Here is a 945-nt window from a genome sequence, read left to right as displayed (position 1 = left end):
GCGGCGGGGAATGCTGCGGTTTCCCGGTTGGTGGCGCAGCGGTTCGTGGCGCCGGTGTCGCCGTCACCGTCGCAGGCGCCGGGGATGCGGCGGGTGTCGGCGGATGTGGCGGCCAAGCGGGCAAGGTTGCGGGGGCATCGTCCGGCGGGGGCGGAGTCGCGGTCGGCGCAGGATGCGGCGGTGGCGCCGCCGGACGACAAGGAGGCGCAGGGGAAGGTCGCGAATTCGGCGAAGATGGACGCGGCCAAGCCCGGCGCGTTCGACAAGGCGGCGTTCATCCGGGCCGTCAACGACGCGATCGCGGCGCAGGCGCCGAAGAACCTCGACGATGCGGACAAGTTCTCGAAGTCGGGTAAGGCCGAGAAGATCAAGGGTGCCGTCGACGGGAAGGTGACGGACGGGAAGAACGCGTCCGCGCACGACATCACCACTGCGACGTCTGCTCCGCCGGACACGTCCGCGGCCAAGGACAAGCAGGTCACTCCCCTGCACCCGGATCAGCCCCCGCCCAACCCCGGCGCGCCTCACGCTGCGGACGCGGCCCCTGCCCCGCAACCGGCGGCGGTGACGGACTTCTCGCCGGGTCCGAAGCAGACCGATGAGCAGATGAAGTCCGCGGACGTCACCGACGAGCAGCTGGCGAAGAGCAACGAGCCCGAGTTCACGGGGGCGTTGAAGGACAAGAAGCAGGCCGACGCACACTCGGCCACCGCCCCCGGCAAGGCGCGGGGTGAGGAGAAGGCGCAGATCGCGGAGGCGAAGGCGGGTGCGGCCGCCACCGGTGCGCACGCCATGGCCCAGCTGACCGCGACCCGGCACGCCGCCGGGAAGGCGGTGGACTCCGGTAAGGGCGGGGCGAAGTCGAAGGACGAGTCGCGGCGGGAGCAGGCCACGGCCCGGTTGCAGAAGGTGTTCGACGCGACGAAGAAGGACGTCGAGGGCATC

At 71.4% G+C, this 945-nt stretch carries 1 pseudogene; it reads left to right on the top strand.

The features are described from left to right. Positions 1-180: 180 nt before the first annotated feature. Positions 181-945: pseudogene (locus IH54_RS0138665) on the top strand (hypothetical protein); the annotation flags it as partial.

The organism is Streptomyces sp. NRRL F-5123, from assembly GCF_000721495.1.
Classification (GTDB): domain Bacteria; phylum Actinomycetota; class Actinomycetes; order Streptomycetales; family Streptomycetaceae; genus Actinacidiphila.
This window is presented reverse-complemented; position numbering and strand designations above follow the sequence as displayed.